The following is a 19,225-nucleotide window of genomic DNA, read 5'->3' as shown; positions in this document are numbered from 1 at the left end:
CTCCCCTCCCAGGTAATGTCGTCGGATTGTTTTTTTCTGCATGCCGGAGTGGTCTCCGTGCACGTGTCGGCGGTGCGATGGGGCTGCCTGCGACATGTCTCGCATGGTAATCAGCGGGCAACGTCGCGGAATCGCCCTGCATACGTATTCAATGGGTTTTGCGGTGGTGGAATGGCGGTGAAAACGCTTCCGGCAGGCGAGCGATGCCCGCAGGCGCGGCCAGGGCCGCGAAGCCATTGCCAATGCGGCTACCGGGCATCTGAAGTTGCGCTCTGTCCTTGCAGATCGGTCTGGCCAGCCACGCGGCCGGGGCCGTTCCTGCAGGGCGTCGCGGGTCAGTCCAGCGGCACCAGCCGCACCGCCGCACCACCGCCGGCGCCCAGCGGCAGGGTCAGGCTGTCACTGCTGCGCACTTCGCGGGTTTCGCGGACGAAGGCAAATGGCCGGGTCTCCCAGTTGGCACCGTCGCCGTCGCGGTAGATCTCGGCGCGGTAGCGGCGCTTTGGATCCAGGAACGACAGCGAGGCCTGCAGGGAATGCGGCTGCTCGTCACCGACGCTGCCGATGAACCATTCCTCCGAGCCGCGTGCCTTGCGCGCCAGCGTCACGTACTGGCCCACCTCGCCGTTGAGCACGTGGCTCTGTTCCCAGTCGACCGCCACGTCCTTGATGAACTGGAAGGCGTCCGGATGTTGGGCGTAATGCTCGGGCAGGTCGGCCACCATCTGGATCGGGCTGTACAGCACCACGTACAGCGCCAGCTGCTTGGCCAGGGTGCTACGCAGCGGCAGGCCGTTGCGGCCCTTCAGGCTGACGATGCCGGGGGTGTAGTCCATCGGCCCGCCGAGCATGCGGGTGAACACCAGCGTGGCCTCGTGGCCGGGCGGGTTCGGCGGGTTGCCCCAGGCATTGAATTCCATGCCGCGCGCGCCCTCGCGCGAGACCCAGTTGGGCCAGGTACGGCGCAGGCCGGTGTCCTTGATCGGCTCGTGCGAGTTGATCGCGATGTGCCTGTCGGCGGCCTGCTTGAGCACGCGCAGGTTGTGGTTGCTCATCCACTGGCCTTCGTGCCACTCGCGCACCACCGGGCCACCGGCCGTGTCCTGGCGCTGGATGTCACCGGCGTCGCAGACGTAACCGGTCTTGACCACGTCCACGCCGTTGCGCGCATACAGGTCCAGCGCGGCCGGCAGTTGGCGCTCGTAGTGGCTGACCGCGCAGGCGGTTTCGTGGTGGCCGATCAGGTGCACGCCCTTGTCCGCACCGTAGCGCGCCAGGCCCGGCAGGTCGAAGTCGGCGGTGGGGCGGGTGAAGTCGAAGCCCCAACCGTTGGCGAACCAGTCCCCGTCCCAGCCCGGGTTCCAGCCTTCGACCAGCACGCCACGGAAGCCATTGGCGGCGGCGAAATCGATGTAACGACGGGTGTTGGCGGTGGTGGCGCCGTGCTTCGGGCCGGTCGCCCAGGTTTCGGTTTCCAGGTGCAGCGACCACCAGACACCGACGTACTTGGCCGGCGTGAACCAGCTCACGTCGCCGATGGCATTGGGCTCGTTGAGGTTGAGGATCAGGCTGGATTCGACCAGGTCACCGGCCTTCTCGCCGACCTGGAGGGTGCGCCACGGGGTGTTGAACGGCAGTGCGCGGACCACCGGCGCGCCGTTGCTGGACGGGGTCAGCGCAGCGCGCAGCACGTCGCCATCGCCACGGGCCAGGTTCATGCCGGCGTAGTCGACCAGCGCGGCTTCGTGGATGGACAGGTGCAGGCCGTTGTCGCTGCGCAGGGTGAGCGGGGTCTGCGCGGTACCGATCTGGTTGAGCGGGGTGCGGTGGTACAGGTACTCCTCGCGGTTCCACTCGAAGGCGGGGATCCACCAGGCCGTGGCCGGTCGCGCCGGGGCGAATTCGGTCAGCTCGGCATTGATCCGTGCCTGCTGCATCGCCGGTTGCTGCGGGAACTCGTAGCGAAAGCCCACGCCATCGTCGTAGACGCGGAACACCACGTCGAAGCGGCGCCCGTGCGCGACGCCCGAGGGGGCCTTCTCGGTGAAGCTGGCGCGCAGTTCGTTGTAGTGGTTGCGGGTGAGGCGGCGTTCGCCCCAGGGTTGCTCCCAGGTTTCGTCGACGCTGCGGCGCGCCTGCCCGGTCAGTTCCAGGTTGCGCTCCAGTCGGCCGCTGTCGAGCAGGAAGCCCAGCCGCGAGGGCGCGATCACCGCCTCCCCGTTGCGCTCCACCCGGTAGGCCAGGCGCCCTTCATGCTGCGATTCGAGGGTGACGGTGAGTACGTCGCCGGGCGAGCTGACGCGGGCCAGTTCGGCCGCGTGTGCGGCGGGCAGGCCGGCCAGCAGCAGGGTGAAGGCGAGTTTCAGGCGGAACAGGCGGGAGGACGGGCGTGGCGGTGCCATGTCGGGTATCAACTCCGGGGTGCAGGAACGGGAAGCAGGTGCCACCACTATTCCAGTTGGTGCAGGGCGTCATGGCCGGCAGGGGCACTGAATACGTATGCACCGGCGGTGCGCATCCGCCACCACGCCTCTACCATGGCCCGGCGCAACGGCGCCCGTACATCGCATCCGTGATTCCCGGAGGGGGGAACCGCTTGATGAAAAGCAAACCGCAATTGTCGTTCTGGCAGATCTGGAACATGTGCTTCGGCTTCCTGGGCATCCAGTTCGGCTTTGCACTGCAGAACGCCAATGCCAGCCGCATCTTCGAGACCTTGGGGGCCTCGATGGAGGCAGTGCCCGGGCTCTGGATCGCCGCGCCGCTGACCGGCTTGCTGGTACAGCCGGTGATCGGCTACCTGTCCGACCGCACCTGGACGCGCTGGGGCCGCCGCCGCCCGTTCTTCATGATCGGCGCGGTGCTGACCACGCTGGCCCTGCTGGTGATGCCCAATTCACCGACGCTGTGGATCGCGGCCGGCACGCTGTGGGTGTTGGATGCCTCGATCAACGTGTCGATGGAGCCGTTCCGCGCCTTCGTCGGCGACCAGCTTTCGCCGCGGCAGCGTCCCAGCGGCTACGCGATGCAGAGTTTCTTCATCGGCGTGGGGGCCATCGTCGCCAGCTTCCTGCCGTACCTGCTGGCCCACTTCGGCGTGGCCAACACCGCCGCGCCGGGGCAGGTGCCGGACACCGTGCGCTATGCGTTCTACTTCGGTGCCGCCGTGCTGCTGGCCGCGATCACCTGGACGGTGGTCAGCACCCGTGAGTACTCGCCGGCCGAGCTGGCCGGTTTCGACGATGCCGAACCCTCGCCGCTGCATGCGGCCGCGCCGGTGATCGGCCCGCCGCGCGGGAGCCACATTCTCGGCTGGCTGGGGGTGGGCGTGTTGCTGGCGGCATTGATCGCCTGGCGGCAGGGCGACCGCATGTTGTACGTGCTGGCCGGCCTGTGCGCGGCCTACGGCCTGCTGCTGGGCGTGGCCCGGATGCTGCCGGGCACGCACATGCTGGCGACCATCGTCGGCGACCTGCGCACCATGCCCACCACCATGCGTCGGCTGGCCTGGGTGCAGTTCTTCTCGTGGTTCGCCCTGTTCGCGATGTGGATCTACACCACCGCCGCGGTCGCCGGCACCCATTTCGGCTCCACCGACCCGCAATCGGCGGCCTACAACGAAGGGGCCAACTGGGTGGGCGTGCTGTTTGGTGCCTACAACGGCTTCGCCGCGCTGGCCGCGCTGGTGATCCCGCTGATGGTACGGGTGATGGGCCTGCGCTGGAGCCACCTGGTCAACCTGTGGCTGGGAGGGCTGGGCCTGGTCTCGCTGATGTTCATCAGCGACCCGGCGTGGCTGCTGCTGTCGATGGTCGGCGTCGGTTTTGCCTGGGCCTCGATCCTGTCGCTGCCGTACGCCCTGCTGTCCGACAGCGTGCCGTCTACCAAGATGGGCGTGTACATGGGCATCTTCAATTTCTTCATCGTGATCCCGCAGCTGGTCGCGGCCAGTGCGCTGGGCTTTGCCCTGCGCAGCTGGCTGGGCGGCGTGCCGATGCATGTGCTGGTGCTGGGCGGCTGCAGCCTGTTCGTCGCCGGCTTGTGCGTGCTGCGGGTTCCGTCGCAACCGGAGGTGGTGTGATGCGCATGCGTTTGTCGGTGGCAGTCTCGTTGGCGCTGGCCGCCGCTCCCGTCCTGGCCGCACGGCCGGACTACGTGGGTACGTCCGAGCCGTTCGCCAGCGATGCGGTGTACTTCGTGGTCACCGACCGCTTCGTCAACGGCGACACCGCCAACGACCACCGTGACCAGGGCGGCGCGCACCGCACCTTCGACATCCCGGTGCCGTGCCCGGACAAGATCGACGGCAACATCGGCTACCTCGGCGGTGACTTCAAGGGCCTGCTCGACAATGCCGGCTACATCCGCGGGCTCGGCTTCGGCGCGGTGTGGATCACCCCGATCGTCGACAACCCGGACCAGGCCTTCACCGGCAGCAAGCCGATCAGCTGCACCAGCACGCTGACCGACCGGGGCAAGACCGGCTACCACGGCTACTGGGGCGTGAATTTCTACAAGCTGGACGAACACCTGCCCAGCGCCGGCCTGGACTTCGCCGGCCTGACCCAGGGCCTGCACGGTGCCGGGCTGAAGGTGGTGCTGGACATCGTCGGCAACCATGGCTCGCCGGCCTGGACCATGCCGACCGTCCAGCCGCAGTTCGGCCAGATCTTCGACAAGGATGGCCGGTTGATCGCCGACCACCAGAACCTGCCGCCGGACAAGCTCGACCCCACGCACAACCGGCTGCATGCGTTCTACAACAACATCGGCCCGGTCGATGGCAGCAAGGGCTCGATCTTCGATGGCAACCTGGCCGAGCTGTCCGACTTCAACGAGCACAACCCGGCGGTGATGGACTACCTGGTCGGTGCCTACCTGCAATGGACGGGGCAGGGCGTGGACGCGCTGCGCATCGACACCATCGGCTGGCTGCCGCACCCGTGGTGGCATGCGTTCGTGCAGCGCATCCGCGCGCAACACCCGGGCATGTTCATGTTCGGCGAAGCCTTCGACTACGACGCCAGCAAGATCGCCGAGCACACCTGGCCAGGCAACGCCAATGTCAGCGTGCTGGATTTCCCGCTACGCGGCGCGATGTCGGCGGTATTCGGCAAGGAGCAGAAGGGCTTCGAGGCCCTGTCCGAACCGTTACACCTGACCGGTGGGCCGTACGCCAATCCGTACGAGCTGATGAGCTTCTACGACAACCACGACATGGCGCGCCTGGACGCGACCGATGCCGGGTTCATCGACGCGCACAACTGGCTGTTCACCGCACGCGGCATCCCGGTGCTGTACTACGGCTCGGAGACCGGCTTCATGCGTGGCCGCGCCGAGCACGCCGGCAACCGCGCCTACTTCGGCCAGGAGCGCATTGCCCAGGCGCCGCAGAGCCCGATCTTCGGCCCCCTGCAGCGCATCGCGCGGCTGCGCCAGGCCACCCCGGCGCTGCAGCGCGGCCTGCAGGTCAACGAACGCCTGCAGGGTGACCAGGCGGTGTTCTTCCGCGTGCTGCAACAGGGCGACACCACGCAGACCGCGCTGGTGCTGCTCAACAAGGGGGACACGGCGCAGGCGTTCGAGGTGAGCCGCTACCTGCAGGCCGGACAATGGCGCGACGCGTTGGACGGCGGCACGTTGACCGTGCGGCGCACCTTGAAGACCGACGTGCCGGCCCACGGCATCAAGGTGTTCGTGCTGGAAGGCGAGGTACAGCAGGCCGAGTTGAAAGCACAGCTGGATGCCGCAATGGCCGACCAGCAGGCCCGCAACCAACACCTGAAGCGCTGACCAACCAAGTCCCTCTCCCGCAAGCGGGAGAGGGGGGAGGGCGGCGTTCAGCGATTCGGCAAACAGCCAACCCCTCCTTGACCTGACGCAAAGGGCGGGGACAAAAGCGGGCGCTCGCAGCCCCAAGCCCCCGGACAACCGAAGCCCCTCTCCCGCAAGCGGGAGAGGGGTTGGGGAGAGGGCCGCTGCAACTAGCCACCCGCTACAATCCACATCCCCGCATCCCCACGCAGTACCCATGAACGAGCTTTCCCCGCAGACCCCCATCGAAACGCTGCTGCAGACCGCGATGGACGGCAAGCTGCCGATCAAGGCCTTCATGCAGGCGTTTGTCGCCTCGGAAGTCGTGCTGCTCACCGGCAGCCTGGTCACGCCGGACGGCAGTGGCTTCGACCCGTTGCTGTTCGACAAGCAGGGCGTCCTGCATGTGGCGGTATTCACCGACATGTCGCGCGTCGGTTTCCACACCCAGCAGGCGCCGCACAACATCCGCATGTTGATGTTCGAAGTACTGCGCCGCGTACCGGGCGGTTATGGCGTGGTGGTCAATCCGGGTACTTCGCTGGGCTTCGATATCTCGCCGGCGGGCCTGCAGGAGATCCTCAAGGACTTCAGTTGACCAACGTGCCTGGGTAGGAGCGGCTTCGGCCGCGAAGCCGACCACGTCGTCAGTCCCAAGGGAAAACAGCAACTACGGCCAGCGTACTGGCTTCTTCGCTCTCGGCATCGCCACGGAAGCCGCTTCTACAACGCTTGTCGCCGCGACGATTCCCGCACCACCAGCTTCACCGGGATGTTGATGCCCTCCACCGGCTCGCGCGCGATCAGCCCCAGCAGTTTTTCCACCAGCAACTGGCCGGCCTGCTTGGTGTCCTGTTGCACCGTGGTCAACGCCGGTGATACCGAACCGGCCAGCGGAATATCGTCGAACCCGGTCACCGCCACGTCGTCCGGCACGCGCAGGCCGCGCTCGCGCAGCGCACGCAGCGCGCCGATGGCGATCAGGTCGCTGGCGGCGCAGACCGCGTCGAAACGCTCGCCGCGGTCCAGCAGGGCCAGGCAGGCGTTATGGCCGGAATCCTCGGTGGTGATGGCATCGTGCTGCAGCGCGGCCTCCGGCGTCAGCCCGCGCGCGCGCAGGGCTTCGGCATGGCCGCGGTAACGCTCGGCGAACTCCGGGTAGTGGCTGTCGGCATGGCCCAGGAAGGCAATGCGCCGGCAGCCCTGGTCGAGCAGGTGGGCGGTGATGTCGAACCCGCCCTGGAAGTTGTCACTGCCCACCGATACCCCGGGTTGGCCCGGCAGCGCCGCGCCCCAGCGGACGAAGTGCGTGCCCTGTTCGACCAGCCGCTCCAGCCGTTCCACCGACTCGTGGTAATCACCGTAGCCGAGCAGGATGATGCCGTCGGCCTTGTTGCTGTCCTCGAAGTCGGCATGCCAATCGCTGGACAGCTGCTGGAAGGACACCAGCAGGTCATGCCCATGCAGCGCGCAGGCACGGGTGATCGAACCCAGCATCGAGTGGAAGAACGGATTGATCAGCGAATCGTCCGGGGTGGGGTCCTCGAAGAACAGCAGCGCCAGGGTGCCGGATTGCTGGCAGCGTAGGCTGGAAGCGTTCTTGTCGACCTTGTAGTTCAGCTGGCGCGCGATCTCCAGGATGCGCTTGCGCGTCTCGGCGTTCACCATCGGGCTGCCACGCAGGGCACGCGACACGGTCGGCTGCGAGACGCCGGCCATGTGTGCGATATCCAGGGAGGTGGCTTTGCCTTTGATGGTCATCGTGCGCCGAGGGGAGGTGCCGCCGGGCATCATGCCATGCAAATGCGTTGCCGCCACCGGCCATGCGGGCGCTCAACGCAATGGCGTTGCGCCGCTCTGCAGGCAGTGCTGTTCGAGCGCATCGCGCAGCAATCGGTCGCGCTCGAAATCCGGCCGCTCCGGGTCTTCTTCCAACGCAAGGATCGGCTCCCACTGGAATGCGTCGGCACCGTGCGCTGCCCAGGCCTGCTGCAGTTGCCGGTGCGGATGGCTGCCCTGGCGCAGGCCGAACCACAGCCGGTTGCGGATCGCGGACAGGTTCAGGGCGATGCCTGCCCAGCGCGTATCGGTGGCGGTGCAGTGGATCTGGTAAATGCCGCTTTGTACTTCCTGCCGCTTGTAGTCGGCGCTTTGCTGACGGCGGGTTTGTTTGTCCATGAGGGATTCTCGAAGATGTGGCAATATTGCCCGGGTGTAATTAAGTTGTAGATATTACCCGGATTAAAATTGAGGTGCTATGAACGATCCGCTGAACGCGCCGCACGCCTTGTTCGAGGGGCACCAGCTGCTGGCCAGGGGGCCGCTGCAGCAGGTGGTGGCCGAGGCCGTGGCGCGCGGTGGCGTGGGGGCCGATGGTCGGCCGCTGCTGCTGCTCAACGATGGCTCCGGGGAAACGGTTGACCTGGACCTGCGTGGTGGGCTGGCTCAGGTGCTGGAGCGCCTGCAAGCCCGCTTGGCACCTGCGCCGGCCGCGCCGCAGGAGGCTGCCGCCCCACGTGAACGCGGTCGTCCCCGGCTGGGCGTGGTGGCCCGCGAGGTGACCCTGCTGCCGCGGCATTGGGAATGGCTGGCCAGCCAACGCGGCGGGGCCTCGCAGGCGTTGCGCCGGCTGGTGGATGAAGCCCGCCGCCGCGAGCAGGAGCAGGGGCTCGCGGCCTCACCGGAGGCACGCTACAAGGCCATGTCCACCCTGGCCGGGGACTTGCCGGGCTTCGAGGAGGCCAGCCGCCTGCTGTTCGCCGGCGACGAGGCCGGTTTTGCCCGCTCCATCGCCCAATGGCCGCAGGACCTGCGCGATTACCTCGGCAGCATGTCGGCCGAGGCCGAGGATTGATCGCGAGCGCGGGTGAACGCGGGCCGCGGTGTTAACATCCCGCGTTACGCATCCCCCAGTCCCCTTGTCAGGACCCCTTTGCGCCGGCCGCAACACCGTCGGCGCGGATCCTGGCTCCCAACGGAAGAAACAATCCTATGGCCCGCGGCATCAATAAAGTCATCCTGGTCGGCAACCTCGGCAACGACCCGGACACCAAGTACACCCAGGCCGGCATGGCCATCACCCGCGTGAGCCTTGCCACCACCAGCGTCCGCAAGGACCGCGATGGCAACAACCAGGAGCGCACCGAATGGCACCGCGTGGTGTTCTTCGGCAAGCTCGGCGAGATCGCCGGTGAATACCTGCGCAAGGGCTCTCAGGTCTATGTCGAAGGCGAGCTGCGCTACGACAAGTACACCGGCCAGGATGGCGTGGAGAAGTACTCCACCGACATCGTCGCCAACGAGATGCAGATGCTCGGCGGCCGTGGTGAAGGCGGCGGCGGTGGCGGCGGCAACTTCGGTGGCGATCGCCCGCAGCGCCAGTCGGCCCCGCGCCAGCAGCAGGGCGGTGGCGGCTACGGCAACCAGGACCAGGGCGGCGGCGGTTACGGCGGCGGCCAGCGCCAGCAGCAGCGCCCGGCACCGGCCCAGCAGTCGGCGCCGCCGATGGACGATTTTGCCGACGACGATATTCCGTTCTAATTTTTAGTAGTGCAGCGATGCAAATGTACCCCAGTAAGTCATCGTACTTTCTGGGGTTTTTCTGTTTACGCGGAGATTTTTGCTTCTTGCTAGTCTGAGGCCCATCTTCTAGCAGTAGAGGATGTAAACGATGGAGCCGGCATTTCGTGTTCGGATCGTCGTGTTCGCCTCAGGCGAACGCTTTCCGGTACTGCTGGATGAGCATGGTAATCCCCCCGCAGATTAGCTGACGCCAAAAGTGGAATTTTCTCTTACCATTTTCCGAGGAGGTTCCATGAAGACATCCCGTTTCACCGATAGCCAGATCATCGCGGTACTCAAGCAGGCCGAGACCGGCACGCCCGTGCCGGAACTATGTCGCGAGCACGGAATCAGTTCGGCGACTTTTTACAAGTGGCGCAGCAAGTTTGGCGGCATGGACGCATCGCTGATGTCCCAGCTCAAAGAGCTGCAGGAGGAGAACCGGCGCCTGAAGAAGATGTATGCCGAATCGCAGATGACCGCCGAAGTACTCCGCGAGGCGATGGCAAAAAAATGGTGAGGCCATCTCAACGCCGGGAGATGGCCAGGTGGGCAGTGGCGAACAGGGCGCTGAGCATCCGGCACGCCTGCCAAGCGTTTGGGGTCAGCCAGACCTGCTACCGCTATCAAGCCAAAGCGAGCGAAGAAAACGTGCGGATTGCCGATTGGCTTGTCCGGCTGACCACGGCCTATCGCGACTGGGGATTTGGCCTGTGCTTCCTGCACCTGCGCAACGTGAAGGGCTTTGGCTGGAACCACAAGCGGGTGTATCGCATCTATCGGGAGCTGGAGTTGAACCTACGGATCAAACCGAAGAAGCGGTTGGTGCGCGAGCGGCCGGAGCCTTTGGAGGTGCCGGAGACGATCAACCAGGTCTGGTCGATGGACTTCATGCACGATCAGCTGGCTGATGGCCGCAGCTTCCGGCTATTCAACGTGCTCGATGACTTCAACCGCGAGGGACTCGGGATTGAGGTCGATCTGTCGCTGCCATCGGCCCGAGTCATACGATCGCTGGAGCAGATCATCCAAATGGCGCGGCAAGCCAAAGGTCATTCGCTGGGACAACGGCCCCGAATACCTCAGTGGTGCGCTACTGACCTGGGCCGAACGCGAAGGCATCCGGATCGAGCACATCCAACCAGGTAAGCCATAGCAGAATGCTTACGTCGAACGCTACAACCGCACCGTCCGCTATGCCTGGCTGGCCACGACCTTGTTCGACACCATCGAGCAGGTGCAGGACAAGGCCACGCGCTGGCTATGGACGTACAACCACGAGCGCCCCAACATGGCGCTCGGCGGCATCACGCCAGCAATGAAACTGGCGATGGCCGCATAGCTCCACTTTTGGCAGCCGCTGAAAGCGGGGGGATTACCGGGGGATATATGGATTCATGGGGCTATGAGGACTACAGGAAATACGTTGAAGGAAGCTTTGAGCACGCTGTAGCGAAATGGGACTTCTCCGCTGGCGCTGCAATTGGATTTGCTCACTCAGAACTGACTAAGAGGTTGGATGAGCTGCCGGAAGAGATTCCGCTGGCGCTGGTTGCGTTGGCGAGTAAGGTGTTAGATATGGGTTTTTTACGAGATTTATCTGTTGATGATGATTTTATTGGTGAGGTGCGCGAAGCCGTTGGTCGCTGTATTCCCGAAGCGTCCTATGCCCATCACTGTAATAATGGCTGGTCGCTCTTTATCACGGATGCTTCTCGCGTAAAGAAAGCGTTGGGTGAATTGTCTTAAGCATTGAATTGGGTTTGGCCTTATTTGGATGCATTCGTTGCTGGCGATTCTTCCATTGCAGGTGGTGTGCTATTGCGTTGTCTAAGTATCAGGCGTTCAGGGGATTTGAAGCATCTGCAGGATCGGTTTTGTGGACTTGCACCTGGTGGTTCTTGGGCTCTTGTAAGCGCTGCTGGTATTTGGTTCGGCAGTTCGCTTTTGCGAGCTAGGTTTGAGGGCGCTGTCCGGTGTTGATTGTTGTGTCACGTATTTTGGTCGCGCCATCACTGAGGCAATATGGAGTCATGCGACGGTGCTAAAGCCATTGTTTTTGTACAGGGAGCGAGGTTACTCGCAATTAGATCAGTCGTTACCAAGCATTCATGACAATATGTGCTTCTTGTCTGAGGAGCTTGCTGAAGGAATTTTGAATTATATGAAGAGAGGGGTTGTTCTCTTGGAGTTTGTTAGTCCCGTGCCCGATCCTTTAGGGGGTGGTGATATGGTTAGGAATGCCATATTTTCAGATGGTGTTTATGCTTGGGATGGGATAGTTATAAATTGGATTTGTAAATATAGAGTTAAGTTGCCGGATGAGTTTGTGCGGCATTATGAGGCAGTAAAAGATCATGATCTTCCGGTATCGGAGCAGGATGCTCAGCGCCTGTTTGACGAGTTTCGATCCGCTCCCAGGGTCTATATTTAGCTGTTGGTGATTGCTTCGACTATTAACGTGACTGACCCGCCCCCAGGAAACTGGTGCAGGCTAAAGTAGAGACGTCGGCAGCATTGGGCCCCGTGACAAACGAGGATTCAGGCATGAAGAAGTCGCGTTTCACCGAGGAGCAGATTGCCTACGCGCTGAAGCAGGCGGAGCTGGGAAAGGCAGTAGGCGAGATCTGCAGGAAAATGGGTATTGCCGAGGCGACCTTCTACGTGTGGCGAAAGAAGTACGGTGGGCTTGGCCCTTCGGAATTGAAACGTTTAAGGCTGCTGGAAGAGGAAAGCCGAAAGCTGTCTTGATCTAATGGCTATTTATTATGTAAAGGTGAAGGATGTTGGGCTCGCATGTCCGTTCTCAGTCTCTTGGTGCTGATGATCCATCTATGGATTGTATTAATCAGAAGTTTCTTGAATCTTGGCGGATGGCGAGGTCGCGTGACTTTGAAAGAGAGTATTTCGAAGTGCTCGCAGCCTTGAAGGATGAACATATTTCCGAGATGCTCTGGCTCTTGTATGGAAAGGGCGCTTTAAAGACCATCGTCACGCCTTTTGATAGTTTGCAGGATGGCCGCCCGTGGTGGGCGATTTTCGCGGAGCGAGAGGTGAATACCATTTCTTCACTGGTCAAAACGAAGCTTGGAAAAATGCGCATTTGGCGATTTTTACATGACGCGAGTGCGTGGGTTTGAGGGGCGGATCTGGTGCCGAGGTGTTCGGTGTCTTCCGGCAATAGATCAAGGTGTTTCCGGGCTGATCTGATAGAAATGGGAGGAAAAAGGGAGCGGAGTCGGGTTTTGCAAGAGTCGGCCTCTGACCCCCGGTTTCGATGTGCCTCAGCACGGGGACGGGCAGGTTAACGTTTGAGGCAAAAGTGGCTTTCAGGCAAGCCGAGCCGCACGGAGGCAGTGGTTACGCTTCCGGTAGCCACCCATTCTGGCCGGAGTCGTGGCATATCTGGCATTGCCGTTGGAGGGGTGGATAGAATCCCGGAGCCGCAGGCCGGATGTCTGCAAGGGGGCATGTATGCGAATGGTGAAGCTGGGCTTGGCGCTCGTACTGATGGCAGGGTGCGGGGACGTGTGGGCGGCGATCGATCTTGCGCCGTACATTCGCAGTGACGATTTCAATGACATCAAACTGTCCCCAACGGGCAAGTACTACGCGGCTACCGTTCCATTGGAGGACAAGACGGCACTGGCAATTTTTTCCCGGGAAGGAAACAGGAGTACAGGGACGTTCGTGCCTGCTCGCAACGCACACGTCAGCGACTTCGAGTGGGTAAGCGACGAGCGTGTTGTGATCAGTCTTTCCGAGAAATTCGGGACGCTCGACCAACCGCAGGCCACCGGCGAGTTGTATGCCATGAATGCCGATGGCGGGCGGGCTGAGCTGCTGGTGGGGTTCCGGGTTCAGGGGAATGGTCCCGGCACCCGTATCCAGCCCAAGAAAGTGGAGGCGGTGGCGGCTTTCCTGACCGATGGACTGACCGGGGATGAACGCTACGCGGTGATTTCGGTGTGGCCGCTGGGGGCAACAGAACCCTACGCCCGTGCGGAGAAGGTCGATGTGCTGAGTGGCCGCCGGACCAGCCTCGCTTCCGCGCCTGTGCCTTGGGCAAGTTTCGGGACGGACAATACTGGCGAGGTCCGCTTTGCGTACGGTTCCAGCCACGACAACGCCAACAAGCTCTACTACCGCGATGGCAGTGGCTCCGATTGGCGGCTGGTCAACGACCAGGGCGATGGTGGTCGCATCGAGGAGCCCCTCGGATTCTCGGCCGATAACAGCGTGGCCTACCTGCGCGTGAGCGGTGACGGTCCTGGAACGGATGTCATCATTGGGTGGAACCCGGTCACGGGTGAGCGCAGGCGTTTGTTGCAGGATGCGGGCTCGGACCCGGTGTCGATCATTTACCAAAACGGCACCCGGATACCCATCGGGGCGCAGGTCATGAATGGTCGCTACCAGAACCTGTTCTTCGATGACTCGCGTCCGGAGGTGCGACAGCACCGGAGCCTGGAGGCGGTATTCCCAGGGCAGGCGTTGCGGGTGACCTCCGCCACCAGTGATGGCAGGTTGCTGATGGTCAAGGTGTGGTCCGGCAACAACCCGGGCGATTTCTATTTATATGACCCCGCGCAGAAGAAGGTAGAGCATGTGGTCAGCAGGGGAGGGTGGATCGACCCCGATCAGGCCGCGACGGTCGAGCCGTTTTCGTTCAAGGCACGTGATGGCTTGGAGATCCATGGCTACCTGACCGCGCCACGCGGCGCCAGAGGCCCGCGGCCGATGGTGGTGATGCCCCATGGTGGACCGTTCGGCATTTTTGACAGTTGGCGGTACAACGCCGACACACAGATGTTGGCCGCAGCGGGGTACACGGTGATGCAGGTGAACTTCCGGGGGTCGGGCAATTTTGGTCGGCGTTTTCAGGTCGCTGGCGCACGCCAATGGGGAGGGGCGATGCAGGACGACCTGACGGACGCCACCCGCTGGGCAATCCAGCAGCAGCATGCGGATGCGGGAAGGATATGCATCTATGGCGCCAGCTACGGAGCCTATGCGGCGCTGATGGGCGTGGCGAAGGAGCCTGCGCTGTACCGCTGCGCCGCCGGCTACGTAGGGGTCTACGACTTGCCGATGATGCAACGTGCCGACAGTCGTCAGTTGCGACGCATGGGTAATTGGTCGCGGGAATGGGTGGGAGACGATCAGGCGCAGTTGGTTGCTGCATCCCCCAACCGCGTCGCCGAGCGGATCAAGGTGCCGGTGTTTCTGGCGGCAGGCGGTGAGGATGAGATCGCGCCGATTGAGCACACCCGGATGATGGAGTCTGCGCTGACCAAGGCGGGTGTGCCGGTGGAGGCGCTCTACTACAACACGGAAGGGCATGGTTTCTACACCGAGCCGCATCGTCGCGAGTACTACACGCGTCTGCTGGCATTTCTTGCCGCGCATCTTGGCGGAGAGACCGCTAGATAGCCATGCCGCGGCCTGAAGATCAGGATGGTGCCGCGGCGCACTGAACCACCCATGGGCCTGCATGCACGGCGGTTGGATCTGCTGTGCACCTGGCCCTTTTGAGGCCGGTGGAACTGTCCGGAATTTTGGGTGTGTGATCGCTCGCGTTCTCTCGGGGTGGACGACCGCCGGTGGCTCCAACGTCTGCCATCGCTCACTGTCCGTAGCTTCTGGGGCACAAGGTGGGCTGAGGGTCGGGCAGTTGATCGCTGCCATCCAGTCGCTGGTAGGTCGGTGTTCCCGGATTCCATGCGCGTTGCATCGTTCTTCCTGCCCTCCCGCCTTGTAGGTCGTGGGTGGTGCGTGCTGTGTGCCGCGGATATGTCAGCGCAATGAACAGGGCGAAACGCTGCATGTCCTAAACAGAGCGCGGTGATCATTTCCGCTGTCCGGCAGACACTGAATGTCCGCATCTGATTTCGCATGCCATTGATTCAACGAGGCTTGGCGACGGTGTTTCTGCAGGAAAGTGAGGCGCATGCGCGTGTGTGCCGCATGTCGCGAGTGGTCGATCGGCCAGCGTAACGATGCGTCCTGCAAGGGCGCGCGTGTGCGCGATGGGCACGAACCTAACATCGCTGCGCGGCCAACCCGTGCCGCCGGGACGGAAAGGTTCCTGGTGCGCGGGTTTCGCGGATTCGCCCCCGGGCGTAACGCCGCGGCCGGTACGGCGTGGGCCGCTGCCTTGCTGTATTTCACAGAGCAATGCATGTCTCCATGCATCCTTATGCTCGTAGGGCGGGGCTTGGAGAGGGCCGCGCCATGCGCGGAGGCAAGAACCACCCGAGGAGGTCGCCACGTGATCAAAGTCCCCACTCTCCGTTCGCCAACGCTTGCAGCGGGCGGCGCGTTTTTGTTGTGTTCAATGGCCTTGTGCGGCCCGGCGCATGCGGCCGATGCCTTCGCGTCTGATTCGAAGTGGATGCTGGGTGATTGGGGCGGCAAGCGCACGGAGCTCCAGGCGCGCGGCATCGACTTCAACCTCGACTATGTCGGCGAGGTGGCGACCAACCTTGACGGTGGCTACAACGACGACCAGGTGGGGCGCTACAGCGACCAGTTCGCGCTGGGCATGCACCTGGATCTGGAAAAGGTATTCGGCTGGAAGGCAGCGCAGTTGCAGGTGACCGTCACCGAGCGGAGCGGTGAGAACCTGTCCAATGCGCGCATCGCCGACCCGCGTGCCGGGCAGCTCAGTTCGGTGCAGGAGATCTGGGGGCGAGGGCAGACCTGGCGGCTTACCCAGCTCTGGTACCAGCAGGCCTACTTTGATGGTGCCCTGGATGTGAAGCTCGGGCGCTTTGGCCCGGGCGAGGACTTCAACAGCTTTCCCTGCGACTTCCAGAATCTGGCCTTCTGCGGCTCGCAGGTGGGCAACTGGGCGGGGAGCATCTGGTACAACTGGCCGGTCAGCCAATGGGCGGCCCGTGTCCGTTACAGCTTCGCGCCGGATTGGTTCGTGCAGGTGGGCGCCTATGAACAGAATCCCTCGGTCCTCGACCGCCGACGCGGTTTCACCTTCAGCACGGAGGGGCGCGCCGGAACGCTGGTCCCCATCGAGCTGGTCTGGCACCCCCGGCTGGGGACCGCGGCGCTGCCGGGCGAGTACCGGCTGGGCTACTACTTCAGCACCGCGCGGGCCGATGACGTCTTCAAGGACGTGGACGGGTTGCCCCAGGCGGTGACGGGAAGTCCGTTCCAGTCGCATGACCGCAAGCACGGCGCATGGGTGGAGGTGCAGCAGCAGCTCACGGCCCGTGGCGGCGATGCCACGCGTGGGCTGAGGGTGTTCGCCACCTACACCGCGCATGACAAGGCGACCAATGTGGTGGACAACTACCAACAGGTCGGCCTGGTCTATGCCGGCCCCTTCGACGCCCGTCCGCAGGATGACCTGGGCATCGGCGTGGCACGGATTCATGTCAATGCAGAGGTGCGTCGCCGGCGGATGTTGTTGAACGCAGTGAACGGTGTCGAGAATTACCTCGATCCGTTGTATCAGCCGCTGCAGGACACCGAATACAACGCCGAGGTGTATTACGGCGTGCATGTCGCACCGTGGCTGACGATTCGCCCGAACCTGCAGTACGTGCGCCACCCCGGTGGTGTGACGGAAGTGGACAGCGCGTTCGTGGCGGGCATCAAGGTGCAGACGTCGTTCTGATGACGGTTGCAGGCTCCATGTGTTTCCTTCGCAGGCAGGTGGCTTTGCCCGAAGCGATATCGGCTTCGCGGCCGAGGCCGCGCCTGCCGTGTCAGGTGCCACGGACCGCTCCCTCCCTTTGCTGCAGGCAAGGGGAGGGTTTGGGGGAAGTTGCCGTTGGCTCTGCCCGAAGCGGTATCGGCTTCGCGGCCGAGGCCGCGCCTGCCGTGTCAGGTGCCAGGGACCGCTCCCTCCCTTTGCCGCAGGCAAGGGGAGGGTTGGGGAGGGGTTGCCGTTGGCTTTGCCCGGAGTGGCATCGGCTTCGTAGTCGAATCCGCTCCTGCGTAGCTCAGCGTACGCCGTGCATCATCCGCTTGAGCAGGGGCGAGGCCAGCAGGGCGACGACCGCACAACCCAGGCCAATCCACATCAGCAGCCAGAACAGATGTTCGTAGCGCGCGGCAGCCTCGGCGATGTTCATCACCTCGCCTTCGGGCACGTCGATGGCCGCCAGCTTGCCGAACAAGGCCGCCAGCGTCTCGGAGAACGCCGTTGCCAGGAACCAGGTCCCCATCATCAGGCTCATCACCCGTGGCATCGCCAACTGGGTGACCGCCGACAGGCCCACCGGCGACAGGCACATCTCGCCAACTTCCAGCACGAAGTAGGCCAGCACCAGCCACCACACGCTGGCCATCTGCCCGGTTGCGCCCACCTGCTGCGCGGCCAGCGCCAGCGGCACGAACGACAACGCGCCGAACACCAGCCCGAACGAGGACTTCACCGGCTTGGAGGGGTCCAGCCGGCGCTTGTCCAGCCATGCCCACAACGCCGCGAACAGCGGCGCCAGCAGCACCAGGAACAACGCGCCCAGGTAGGTCAGTGAACCGGCCGTCTGCGGCAGCACCAGGCAGTCGCGTACCAGCATCACCAGCATCGCCGCGACGATCAGTGCGAACAGCACGCGTGGCGCATTGGAATCCGGGTCGCGGTCGGACAGCCGTGCGGCCACCACGAAGCCCAGCGGCGCCAGCAGCAGCGACACGATCGACCATGGCAGCGGCGTGCCGTCGCGGATCACCAGTGCCGGCACCAGGTCCTTGGTCAGCAGACGGTCGGTGAAGGTGACCCATGAGCCGTAGGTCTGCTCATACAGGGTGAAGAACACCAGCGCCATGAAGATCAGCACCATCAGCGCGATCATCTGCTGGCGTTGCACCGGCGTGCATTGGGTGCCGGTGAACCAGGCAAACCACAGCAGCACGCCGCCGAGCACCACGATCATCAGCATCAGCGCCAGGCTGATTTCGCCACCAAGCGCGAACGCACCGTTGGCCGCGGCCCACATCAACGCCGCCACCGGCACCACCGCCAGCACCGCCAGCACGTAGATCAGCCACTCGCGACGGATGCCGAGCACGCGCTCGCGCAGGGTCGCCGGCTGCGGCGGTTCGGCGTGGCCGTGCAGGTACTTCTGGCCCCACAGGAACATGGCCAGGCCCACCAGCATGCCGATGCCGGCCGCACCAAAACCGTACTTCCAGCCGTAGGCCTCGCCCAGGAAACCGCACACCAGCGAGGCGAACAGTGCCCCCAGGTTGATGCCGGCATAGAACAGCGAGAAGCCCGAGTCACGGCGCGGGTCGTTGTCCGGGTACAGCTTGCCGACGATGGTGGAGATGTTCGGCTTCAGGAAGCCCACTCCCATGATGATCAGCGCCAGCGACAGGTAGGTCACCCCCAGCGCGGCCTCGTCGCGCACCACCTGGCCGCCGACGTGGTGGGCCTGCTGGCCCTCGAAGGCCATGCCGGCATGGCCCAGCACCAGCAGGATGCCGCCGAACACCACCGCCTTGCGCATGCCCAGCCAGCGGTCGGCCAGCAGCCCGCCGAACACCGGGATGCAGTAGACCAGACCGCCGTAGGCGCCCAGCAGGTCCAGGCCGGCCTTGTCGCCGAACAGGTGGTACTTGGTCAGGTACAGCAACAGCAGCGCCTTCATGCCATAGAAGGAAAAGCGCTCCCACATTTCGGTGAAGAAGCAGACATAGACGCCCTTGGGGTGGCCCAGGAAGTCGTCGCTGCCGGCCCGGGACAGGGATTGGCGGGTGGACATTGGCGGTGCTGGAAGGAGGAAGCCGGCGAGTATAGGCGCGCTTTGGCGGCCGTTGCCGGCCTGTCCGGGGACCTTGCCGGATGCGGCGGCCGGGCAGGCCAGATCCGGGGACAGGCTTT

The 19,225-nt window shown here is 63.9% G+C and carries 13 protein-coding genes and 2 pseudogenes; 11 read left to right on the top strand and 4 right to left on the bottom strand.

The genetic code is table 11. From position 1 onward, the window contains the following. Positions 1 to 335 precede the first annotated feature (335 nt). On the bottom strand, positions 336 to 2,402 hold the full coding sequence (locus ACIPR8_RS12805) for a glycoside hydrolase family 97 protein (protein WP_446541273.1): 2,067 nt from the start codon (positions 2,400 to 2,402) through the stop codon (positions 336 to 338). A 197-nt stretch (positions 2,403 to 2,599) separates the two neighbouring features. Here ACIPR8_RS12805 and ACIPR8_RS12800 point away from each other — a divergent pair, with 197 nt between their 5' ends. From ACIPR8_RS12800 to ACIPR8_RS12790, 3 genes are all read left to right on the top strand, one after another. Next, the gene (locus ACIPR8_RS12800) at positions 2,600 to 4,081 is read left to right on the top strand and encodes an MFS transporter (protein WP_446541272.1); all 1,482 of its coding nucleotides are present in this window, start codon (positions 2,600 to 2,602) and stop codon (positions 4,079 to 4,081) included. Continuing rightward, the gene (locus ACIPR8_RS12795) at positions 4,081 to 5,793 is read left to right on the top strand and encodes an alpha-amylase family glycosyl hydrolase (RefSeq protein WP_446541271.1); all 1,713 of its coding nucleotides are present in this window, start codon (positions 4,081 to 4,083) and stop codon (positions 5,791 to 5,793) included. Before ACIPR8_RS12800 ends, ACIPR8_RS12795 begins: the two co-directional genes overlap by 1 nt. A gap of 238 nt (positions 5,794 to 6,031) precedes the next feature. Beyond that, a complete protein-coding gene (locus ACIPR8_RS12790; protein WP_446541270.1) occupies positions 6,032 to 6,412 on the top strand; it encodes an SseB family protein in 381 nt (126 codons plus the stop codon). Positions 6,413 to 6,537: 125 nt separating this feature from the next. Here the strand turns inward: ACIPR8_RS12790 and ACIPR8_RS12785 are convergent, their stop codons facing one another. Both ACIPR8_RS12785 and ACIPR8_RS12780 read right to left on the bottom strand, forming a co-directional pair. Next, positions 6,538 to 7,575, bottom strand: coding sequence for a LacI family DNA-binding transcriptional regulator (locus ACIPR8_RS12785; protein WP_192286431.1), 1,038 nt, complete (start codon positions 7,573 to 7,575; stop codon positions 6,538 to 6,540). A 72-nt stretch (positions 7,576 to 7,647) separates the two neighbouring features. Continuing rightward, positions 7,648 to 7,992: a GIY-YIG nuclease family protein gene (locus ACIPR8_RS12780; RefSeq protein WP_446541269.1), complete on the bottom strand. Its 345-nt coding sequence runs from the start codon at positions 7,990 to 7,992 to the stop codon at positions 7,648 to 7,650. A gap of 79 nt (positions 7,993 to 8,071) precedes the next feature. Here ACIPR8_RS12780 and ACIPR8_RS12775 point away from each other — a divergent pair, with 79 nt between their 5' ends. The 8 genes and pseudogenes from ACIPR8_RS12775 (at position 8,072) to ACIPR8_RS12740 (ending at position 17,011) form a co-directional block, all read left to right on the top strand. Further along, the gene (locus ACIPR8_RS12775; RefSeq protein ID WP_446541268.1) at positions 8,072 to 8,668 is read left to right on the top strand and encodes a DUF2239 family protein; all 597 of its coding nucleotides are present in this window, start codon (positions 8,072 to 8,074) and stop codon (positions 8,666 to 8,668) included. A gap of 137 nt (positions 8,669 to 8,805) precedes the next feature. Then, positions 8,806 to 9,354 carry a single-stranded DNA-binding protein gene (locus ACIPR8_RS12770; RefSeq protein ID WP_192286428.1) on the top strand — a complete coding sequence of 183 codons (549 nt, stop codon included), beginning with the start codon at positions 8,806 to 8,808 and terminating at the stop codon, positions 9,352 to 9,354. A gap of 274 nt (positions 9,355 to 9,628) precedes the next feature. Next, a pseudogene (locus tag ACIPR8_RS12765) lies at positions 9,629 to 10,717 on the top strand (IS3 family transposase). Between the two features lie 8 nt (positions 10,718 to 10,725). After that, on the top strand, positions 10,726 to 11,124 hold the full coding sequence (locus ACIPR8_RS12760) for a hypothetical protein (RefSeq protein WP_446541267.1): 399 nt from the start codon (positions 10,726 to 10,728) through the stop codon (positions 11,122 to 11,124). 798 nt (positions 11,125 to 11,922) lie between these two features. After that, positions 11,923 to 12,120, top strand: a pseudogene (locus ACIPR8_RS12755) (transposase); the annotation flags it as partial. A 38-nt stretch (positions 12,121 to 12,158) separates the two neighbouring features. Next, complete coding sequence (locus ACIPR8_RS12750; RefSeq protein WP_446541266.1) at positions 12,159 to 12,515, top strand: hypothetical protein; 357 nt, start codon at positions 12,159 to 12,161, stop codon at positions 12,513 to 12,515. Positions 12,516 to 12,849: 334 nt separating this feature from the next. Then, positions 12,850 to 14,808: an alpha/beta hydrolase family protein gene (locus ACIPR8_RS12745; RefSeq protein ID WP_446541265.1), complete on the top strand. Its 1,959-nt coding sequence runs from the start codon at positions 12,850 to 12,852 to the stop codon at positions 14,806 to 14,808. A gap of 961 nt (positions 14,809 to 15,769) precedes the next feature. After that, positions 15,770 to 17,011 (top strand): carbohydrate porin, encoded by a 1,242-nt coding sequence (locus ACIPR8_RS12740; protein WP_446541264.1) that lies wholly within the window; start codon positions 15,770 to 15,772, stop codon positions 17,009 to 17,011. 328 nt (positions 17,012 to 17,339) lie between these two features. On the opposite strand, the gene ACIPR8_RS12735 is transcribed toward ACIPR8_RS12740, so the two are convergent. Continuing rightward, positions 17,340 to 19,106: a peptide MFS transporter gene (locus ACIPR8_RS12735; RefSeq protein ID WP_446541263.1), complete on the bottom strand. Its 1,767-nt coding sequence runs from the start codon at positions 19,104 to 19,106 to the stop codon at positions 17,340 to 17,342. Positions 19,107 to 19,225: the final 119 nt, after the last annotated feature.

The organism is Stenotrophomonas sp. LARHCG68 (assembly GCF_052871705.1).
This window is presented reverse-complemented; position numbering and strand designations above follow the sequence as displayed.

Coding starts and splice junctions, on each gene's coding strand:
- ACIPR8_RS12740 (WP_446541264.1), top strand. CDS start 15,770: ATGCTGGGTGATTGGGGCGGCAAGCGCACGGAGCTCCAGGCGCGCGGC.
- ACIPR8_RS12795 (WP_446541271.1), top strand. CDS start 4,081: ATGCGCATGCGTTTGTCGGTGGCAGTCTCGTTGGCGCTGGCCGCCGCT.
- ACIPR8_RS12735 (WP_446541263.1), bottom strand. CDS start 19,106: ATGTCCACCCGCCAATCCCTGTCCCGGGCCGGCAGCGACGACTTCCTG.
- ACIPR8_RS12750 (WP_446541266.1), top strand. CDS start 12,159: ATGTTGGGCTCGCATGTCCGTTCTCAGTCTCTTGGTGCTGATGATCCA.
- ACIPR8_RS12800 (WP_446541272.1), top strand. CDS start 2,600: ATGAAAAGCAAACCGCAATTGTCGTTCTGGCAGATCTGGAACATGTGC.
- ACIPR8_RS12770 (WP_192286428.1), top strand. CDS start 8,806: ATGGCCCGCGGCATCAATAAAGTCATCCTGGTCGGCAACCTCGGCAAC.
- ACIPR8_RS12745 (WP_446541265.1), top strand. CDS start 12,850: ATGCGAATGGTGAAGCTGGGCTTGGCGCTCGTACTGATGGCAGGGTGC.
- ACIPR8_RS12805 (WP_446541273.1), bottom strand. CDS start 2,402: ATGGCACCGCCACGCCCGTCCTCCCGCCTGTTCCGCCTGAAACTCGCC.
- ACIPR8_RS12790 (WP_446541270.1), top strand. CDS start 6,032: ATGAACGAGCTTTCCCCGCAGACCCCCATCGAAACGCTGCTGCAGACC.
- ACIPR8_RS12780 (WP_446541269.1), bottom strand. CDS start 7,992: ATGGACAAACAAACCCGCCGTCAGCAAAGCGCCGACTACAAGCGGCAG.
- ACIPR8_RS12785 (WP_192286431.1), bottom strand. CDS start 7,575: ATGACCATCAAAGGCAAAGCCACCTCCCTGGATATCGCACACATGGCC.
- ACIPR8_RS12775 (WP_446541268.1), top strand. CDS start 8,072: ATGAACGATCCGCTGAACGCGCCGCACGCCTTGTTCGAGGGGCACCAG.